Here is a 6,030-nt window from a genome sequence, read left to right as displayed (position 1 = left end):
CCTTTGCCAGCATTATCGCCGGCTCAGGCCCCGGTCGCTCCACTTATCCGACTGTCCGAATTCGCGCAGCCACCTCTGAGACGGCTCGTAATCTCTACCTTTATGCCTGGCATGTGTACCGCTTTTTCCCCGTGGCTCAACGCCAAGCGCTATCCGCACTTGAGTTTGGCCTGAAGGTACGATTTCCCGGAAGATTGCCTGAGCCGTATCAGGGTTCGAAGAAGCAGCATCCAATGCTTGCCGGACTTCTGCGCTACGCAATAGACGAAGGTTTCATTCGAAACGAAGGCTTCCGCCGCTGGCATCAAGCAGCGGAAGGTCGTGCGCGGCAACGCCGATCAATGGAACGCATCCAAACCATGATCGATCAGCAACTTGAAATCATGGAGTTCAACGAGGACGAACCGGTCAACATTACGCCAGAAGATCAGTGTTGGGATCTGGTGCAGGGACTTCGAAAGGGCCTCCCCAGTTTGCGGAATGAGCTAGCCCACGGCTCGTCGATGCTAACGAATCAAGTGCTAGGAACCATTGAACTGGTCGCCGAGATCCTGTCCCAGATCTATTCGCCGGACTCGGAAGCGACGGCCGCTGGAAGCGGCTAAGACCAGCAGTCCGTCGAACCATATGGCGTCTTTACATCAGCAGTACAGCCCCATTTTCCGTCCCGCTCAACTTCGCTAAGGAGATTCTGGCGAACGCCTGTTTCAACGCGACGAAGTTGAATCCTTGCAGGCCACGATTGGATCGACATCGGGCGTTCGCCTGCCCTCTCGGCCAAAGCTCATCGCGTCGGCTCAACCTTCGCGCCCCGACGGTTCCGCATGTAGCGCTCGGTCGTCGTGACGCTTGAATGCCCGAGTTGCTTCTGCGCGGCGCGTATGTCACCAACATCCTCAGCCTTGTCTGTCCCCGCCTTCGCCCTCAGGTCACGGAATTGATACTTCTTTGGATCGGGCAATCCCGCAGCCAGACGAGCCTCCACAAACATCGATTGGATCGACTTGAGGCCAACCCGTCGACCGCGCTCGTTCACCACCAAGAAAAAGCTACGTGGATTATGTCCAATTTTTTGCTTGGAAATCCGATCAAGGGTTGCCTTCAGCCGCCCTGCCACACGAATACGGAGCTTCGCTTTCGTTTTTCCCTGCTGGATTACCAGGCAGCCATCCGATAAATCACGCTCACTCATTTTGAGAACGTCGGAGGGGCGCTGACCGGTCAGATAGGCCAAGTCCATGGCATCACGCAACGGCTGACGAGCGTGCTCATGGATGACGCGATATTCGTCGTCCTCGATGTACACGTCTCGCGGACGCTCCCGATATCCCTTAATGCCTGCGCACGGGTTCGGCTGATCTGTGTAGCCCCATTCTCGAGCCTTGTTCCAGATGTGCGAGAACAAGGCCTTCTCTCGATTCGCGCGCACCTGGCCTTCCGTACCCTTGACTTCCTTTCCGCCAGCGCGCAGGGCGTCTATGGTGCTCCGCACACGCCAATCCAAATACTGGCGAACGTTGATCGGCTTGATTTCATCAAGCGGAGCTGGCGGGTCGTCAAAGAAGGCGTAGAGCTTCGCAAGCATTAGCCGATCACCCTCACGGGTACTCAACGCTTTCGTCGGCAAGACCTCGCGGACGTACCGCTCTGCAACGTAGCGAAACGTCACCAGCTTTCGGTGAAGCGGCTTTGCGTCGGCTTCCAACTCGGTCCATTTGCGAACAGCTTGCACGAAGTCCGCGCCTAATGGAATTTCACGACGGGGTTTGCCGCCAGCGTCGTAGTAGTAGAAGACCCGGCCGCTTCTCTGCCTCCGCGCCCGCATTCCTTTCGGCAGGTTCAGATTCACGCTCGGCCTAGGCCCCATGCCCGCACTCCAGCACACGGGGTACCCATTTCGGCTTGCTCAACTCAGCTGCGCCGCCTCGCCCCTCAATTGCGACTCGCGTCACGATGGGTCTTCCACCAGCATTCAGGAAGAACGGGACGCCCATACGGCGCAGTATCTCCGCTTGCTTCGCCTTCACCCGTCGGCCTGTTAGGTACTCCACTTCTTCCTGGGTTAAGAAGGTCTCCATACTCATTTCTCCCGCGTTGCTAGCCAGAAGCATCCAAGCTCCTGATTCCAAAATACCTGGCAGCGGTCCAGCGTTGCGCCAGCCGTCTTTGCCGCTTCAAATGCAATGACGATGGCCTCAGCCGGATCGTCGTTCAGGATGTGAGCAATGGGATGCCGCTCCGGAACCTCAACGCCACGACTCGACCAGTACCGCTTCTCGTTCATCTTGTGCTCGGCGAAGTCCTTCGTCAGATACTTGCCGAGGTATGCCGCCAGCTTGTGACGGAGCCCCTTCTCACGGAACGGATTGCGCACGTCGACGTTTCCGTTATCCGCCCCCACGATCGATCGCCAGATAGCTCGCAACACTCGATAGTTCTGCCGCCCCTTCACGGCGATATGAAGGTGCCACGCGCCCCGATTCTGCCGCTCAGTCACCGCGACGTACTGGAACGATTGCAACTTGCCCAGGCGGCGGCGTAGCAAGTCAAAATCACGCTTGAGGCGCGCCCGGTCCTGCATGTTCTCCCGGTAGGTCAACGTAATCATTCGATCCGCGCCAATCGCTTTACACCGCAACCGAACTTGCTGCTTAGCCCGCTTCGCCGCCGCCAGTTGGTTGTCTTCCGAATTCTCCGATTCGCCCCGACGCGCTCTCGGCATCGCATGTAACGCCTGAGCGCCCATGTAGCGGTCGAAACGGACGGCTGTGACCTCAACCTGTCCATCGCCGAAGTTCCGACCACGGATTAACCACTCGCGGCGGAAGGCAACGAATCGATCTATACTTTCATCAAGCATGGCAACTCCTATTTCTCATGTGGATTCACAGCCTCGAACCGTTCCAGCGGCTGGGGCTTTCTTCTTTTCGGGGGGAGTGTTCCTGCTTGCCTGGTCGGTCTGCGCCGCCTCTATGTACGTTAAGTGTTATTGATATAAATCTAGGGGCGCGCTTCGCGCGCCCCCGCCGTCCTCGCCCCTCCGGGCGGCGGCGGTCGCGCGAAGCCCTTGCTTTACCTCCACCGCCTTCGCGAATTCAAACGCGCCGGCGGCGGCACGCTCAGCGGATTGTTTTCCAGGAAGGTGAGTGCGATGCAGCGATAGCGCTCCGGCCGGCGTCAGCAGTGCTACCCGCTGCTCGGTCGCGCGAGCCGCGCTGAGCCGCGCGACAACCTCCCCGACGCTGTCATCCGGCTCGTAGGACGCCTCAGCTTCGTCATCGGCGCCGACACTCCCGACGCTAGACGCCCCTACCCGCTCCACTTGCAGGACGAGCAATATCTCCGTACTGGATTTGGCATCGCTCTCGCTGTCGAGGAACCTCGGCAGGAAGGCCAGGCCCGTGCGGTTTCCGGTTGTCTTGTTGGTCGTCAGTCCGCCCATGAGAATCACGTCTCCGTCATGCAAGCTGATTTCCGTGCTGATCTCGCGCGTGTTGAGCGTTGGCGAGTTATTGACGCCGGTTGTCGTCTTCACGAAATCGCTGATCTGTTGCGTGACGTGCAAGTCGATGATCCGATCCTTCACTGTCGGAGACAGCTCGAAGATCACGCCGGACGAGAGGTACTCCACAGACTGGACAGGCTCCCCGCCTCCGCGCGGATAGCTCACAGACTTCAGGATCGGGACTCGCTGGCCGACGGTGAGGCGCCCCTTTGCGCCGGAGCGGATCCGCAGATTCGGGCTGTTGATGACCTTGAAACGGGTGTCTTTGGCCAGGGCTGAGAAAACGGCGTCGAACTTCCCTGCCCTCAGTCGCAGCGTGCTACCAAGCACATCGCCCTCAAGCGTGACACCCAGCCCCTCCGACAACAGGCTGGTCGCAAGTTGGAAGGCGGAACCGTGCTCAGTGTTGTTACCGACCTCGTACGCTGCTGCACGCACGTTCACCTCGCCCACGGCCGTATCCAACTGGGGAAGCAGTTGCTGCAATGTGACGACTTCGTCCGCCGTTCCATAGAACAGGAGCGTGTCGCCGCGCTGATCGATGAGCGCGGCAGCCGAACCGCTTGGGGCAGTGCCACCGAGGCGAGCATCCGCAGGCGCTGAGACCGAGCGATTGACAGTAAATTCGCCGCGAAACAGTGGGCCGACCAGGCGGGCAAGGTACGCCGTATCCCGAAACCGCGGCCGGTAGACGAACAGGTTGCGCTCCGCCTCTTGATGCCCGCCATCCGGTCGCCGGAAGACGAAATCCACCCCCGCGCGGGTCTCCACAGCAAAGCCCAGCGAGTCGAGGAAAAGCGCGAGGAATGCTCTTAGATCACCGCTCCGGGCGTCATATCGGAACGAGACTAGGCGTGGATCTTGTAGAACCTCCGGCGCGATAACGTACGGCGTCTTTACCGCCTCGCCATACAGCAGCGCAATGAGCTGCGCGACATTGACGAACTGGAAATCGAACCGCCCGCCCCCAGCCTTCGCGACAATCCTGCGTGACTGCGCGCCCAACTGGTTCGTCTCCGCCTTAAGCATTGAACGATGGGAGTCGTCGAGCGCAGAGTATTCAGGCTCCTGACCGAGTCCGTGAAAGTCCACGGGGGCCGAAGCAAGCTCCGGGGCGTTTGCCAACACTCGCGCAGACGCCGCAAGCATGCTGAGGATAAGCATTCGCCTCATCGCGCCCCTCCCGCCGATGGGGTCGCCTGACCACCCGTCCACATCGTCACTTGCTGGCCGTCTACCGTCCCAATGCGGGCGATACCTTTCAGCGAGAACATCGATGGCGATTCAACGCGGAGCCTGCCTGAGGAATCCGCCACGACCACAAACGCGTCCGAGTCGGTTTCGTACGCCCCGGCAATTCGCCACTCGTCACTGAAAGACGGAGCAGACGGCAGTTCGACCCGCACGGACTCGGCGACGGCAGTCGGCAGCCGCACATCGTCGCTAGCCTGTTCGGGCTGTTGAAAGCTTCGGAAGTACGAGACGAGATAAATTCCGCTCGCGACGGTCATGGCGACCGTCAATGCGAAGATGAACCAGATACGCTTGTTAGTGAGCTTGTTCTGCCGCTTGTCGATGGAGCGCTCTTTCCCCTTCCCGCCTGCATACGACTGGTACAGCGGGAAAATCGCCCTTCGGTAAATCTTGTTGTACGTATCGAGCCTGCTCGACTTGGTCGTCTTTCCACCTTCGTACAGCTCGACCCGGTAACTGGAGGTCAATCCCAGCTCTTTGAGCTTCTTGGTAACGAACGTGATTTCCACGACCGCACGAAGTTGCCGATGCAGGTCCGTAATCGACTGAATCATCAATGCGACATCGCAAGCGACGCCAGTCTCCGAATGCACGTAATGACGATGCATACGGAAGAAGCGCATGTGCGCCGGATCGAGCTTGTTGCCCACCGACCAGAAATTCCATGCCTCATCGATGGCCACCAGGTCACCAGCCTTCACCAGGGATGGGGCGTCTGGCTTCGTTTCGTCCGGGAAGAAGCCAGGATTCATCACGTCATCGTTGGTGACGGGCACGATTACGCCGAGCGTCTCACCATTGGCTTTTCGGTCCGTCACGCAGTACTCGTAAATCGCCTCGGGTTGAATCCCGTCGATATTCGTCACAACACGGCGCCCGCCGATGACCGCAGGCACGATGACGCTACTCACAACCTCATAACTCTTCCCGGATCCCATCAACCCCGTATACGCGTTGATTGCCATGACTTACCCCAGCAGCGGAATGCGGCGGATGATGAAACGGTTCGCCATTGCCGCCAGTACTAATGGAATGCCCTGCGGAAACGCCAGCAGTTCCAGCCAGTACCAGACCGACGGAGGCAATCCGACGAACGCGTTGGTGAGCGCGCTCGCGTTCGGCAAGATGCCGCTGTTCGTGAGCACGTCGATGAAGCCGGTAGTGATGAAGCAGAGTGCGAAAAACGTTCCGAACTTCACCACTGCCGAACGCAAGACAAACTGAAGCGCCGAATTAACGGCCGACGCGAGAAATCCGAAGAGACTTGGCAT

Annotated in this window: 7 protein-coding genes; 1 reads left to right on the top strand and 6 read right to left on the bottom strand. The window is 59.1% G+C overall.

From position 1 onward, the window contains the following. Positions 1 to 605, top strand: a 605-nt coding sequence (locus tag PCE31107_RS23730; protein WP_246181905.1) for a hypothetical protein, incomplete at its 5' end; no start/stop codon positions are given. 179 nt (positions 606 to 784) lie between these two features. Here PCE31107_RS23730 and PCE31107_RS20200 read toward each other — a convergent pair. The 6 genes from PCE31107_RS20200 to PCE31107_RS20175 all read right to left on the bottom strand — a co-directional run bounded on the left by PCE31107_RS20200 (position 785) and on the right by PCE31107_RS20175 (position 6,030). Further along, the gene (locus tag PCE31107_RS20200; RefSeq protein ID WP_246181904.1) at positions 785 to 1,849 is read right to left on the bottom strand and encodes a tyrosine-type recombinase/integrase; all 1,065 of its coding nucleotides are present in this window, start codon (positions 1,847 to 1,849) and stop codon (positions 785 to 787) included. A 7-nt stretch (positions 1,850 to 1,856) separates the two neighbouring features. After that, positions 1,857 to 2,078, bottom strand: coding sequence for a DUF4224 domain-containing protein (locus tag PCE31107_RS20195; protein ID WP_246181903.1), 222 nt, complete (start codon positions 2,076 to 2,078; stop codon positions 1,857 to 1,859). A gap of 2 nt (positions 2,079 to 2,080) precedes the next feature. Next, a complete protein-coding gene (locus tag PCE31107_RS20190; RefSeq protein WP_150610439.1) occupies positions 2,081 to 2,860 on the bottom strand; it encodes a rolling circle replication-associated protein in 780 nt (259 codons plus the stop codon). 126 nt (positions 2,861 to 2,986) lie between these two features. Further along, entirely contained in the window at positions 2,987 to 4,669 is a 1,683-nt protein-coding gene (locus PCE31107_RS20185) for a type II secretion system protein GspD (protein WP_246181902.1), read from the bottom strand. A 5-nt stretch (positions 4,670 to 4,674) separates the two neighbouring features. Next, complete coding sequence (locus PCE31107_RS20180) at positions 4,675 to 5,724, bottom strand: zonular occludens toxin domain-containing protein (protein ID WP_150610437.1); 1,050 nt, start codon at positions 5,722 to 5,724, stop codon at positions 4,675 to 4,677. A 3-nt stretch (positions 5,725 to 5,727) separates the two neighbouring features. After that, complete coding sequence (locus PCE31107_RS20175) at positions 5,728 to 6,030, bottom strand: DUF2523 family protein (RefSeq protein ID WP_150610436.1); 303 nt, start codon at positions 6,028 to 6,030, stop codon at positions 5,728 to 5,730.

This window comes from Pandoraea cepalis (genome assembly GCF_902459625.1).
GTDB lineage: Bacteria > Pseudomonadota > Gammaproteobacteria > Burkholderiales > Burkholderiaceae > Pandoraea > Pandoraea cepalis.
The sequence above is the reverse complement of the archived record's forward strand: the minus strand, read 5'-3'. Positions and strand labels throughout refer to the sequence as shown.

What these genes read in the sequence shown, in the direction of transcription:
- PCE31107_RS20185 (WP_246181902.1), bottom strand. Translation starts at nt 4,669, where the DNA reads ATGCTTATCCTCAGCATGCTTGCGGCGTCTGCGCGAGTGTTGGCAAAC.
- PCE31107_RS20175 (WP_150610436.1), bottom strand. Translation starts at nt 6,030, where the DNA reads ATGCCAAGTCTCTTCGGATTTCTCGCGTCGGCCGTTAATTCGGCGCTT.
- PCE31107_RS20195 (WP_246181903.1), bottom strand. Translation starts at nt 2,078, where the DNA reads ATGGAGACCTTCTTAACCCAGGAAGAAGTGGAGTACCTAACAGGCCGA.
- PCE31107_RS20190 (WP_150610439.1), bottom strand. Translation starts at nt 2,860, where the DNA reads ATGCTTGATGAAAGTATAGATCGATTCGTTGCCTTCCGCCGCGAGTGG.
- PCE31107_RS20180 (WP_150610437.1), bottom strand. Translation starts at nt 5,724, where the DNA reads ATGGCAATCAACGCGTATACGGGGTTGATGGGATCCGGGAAGAGTTAT.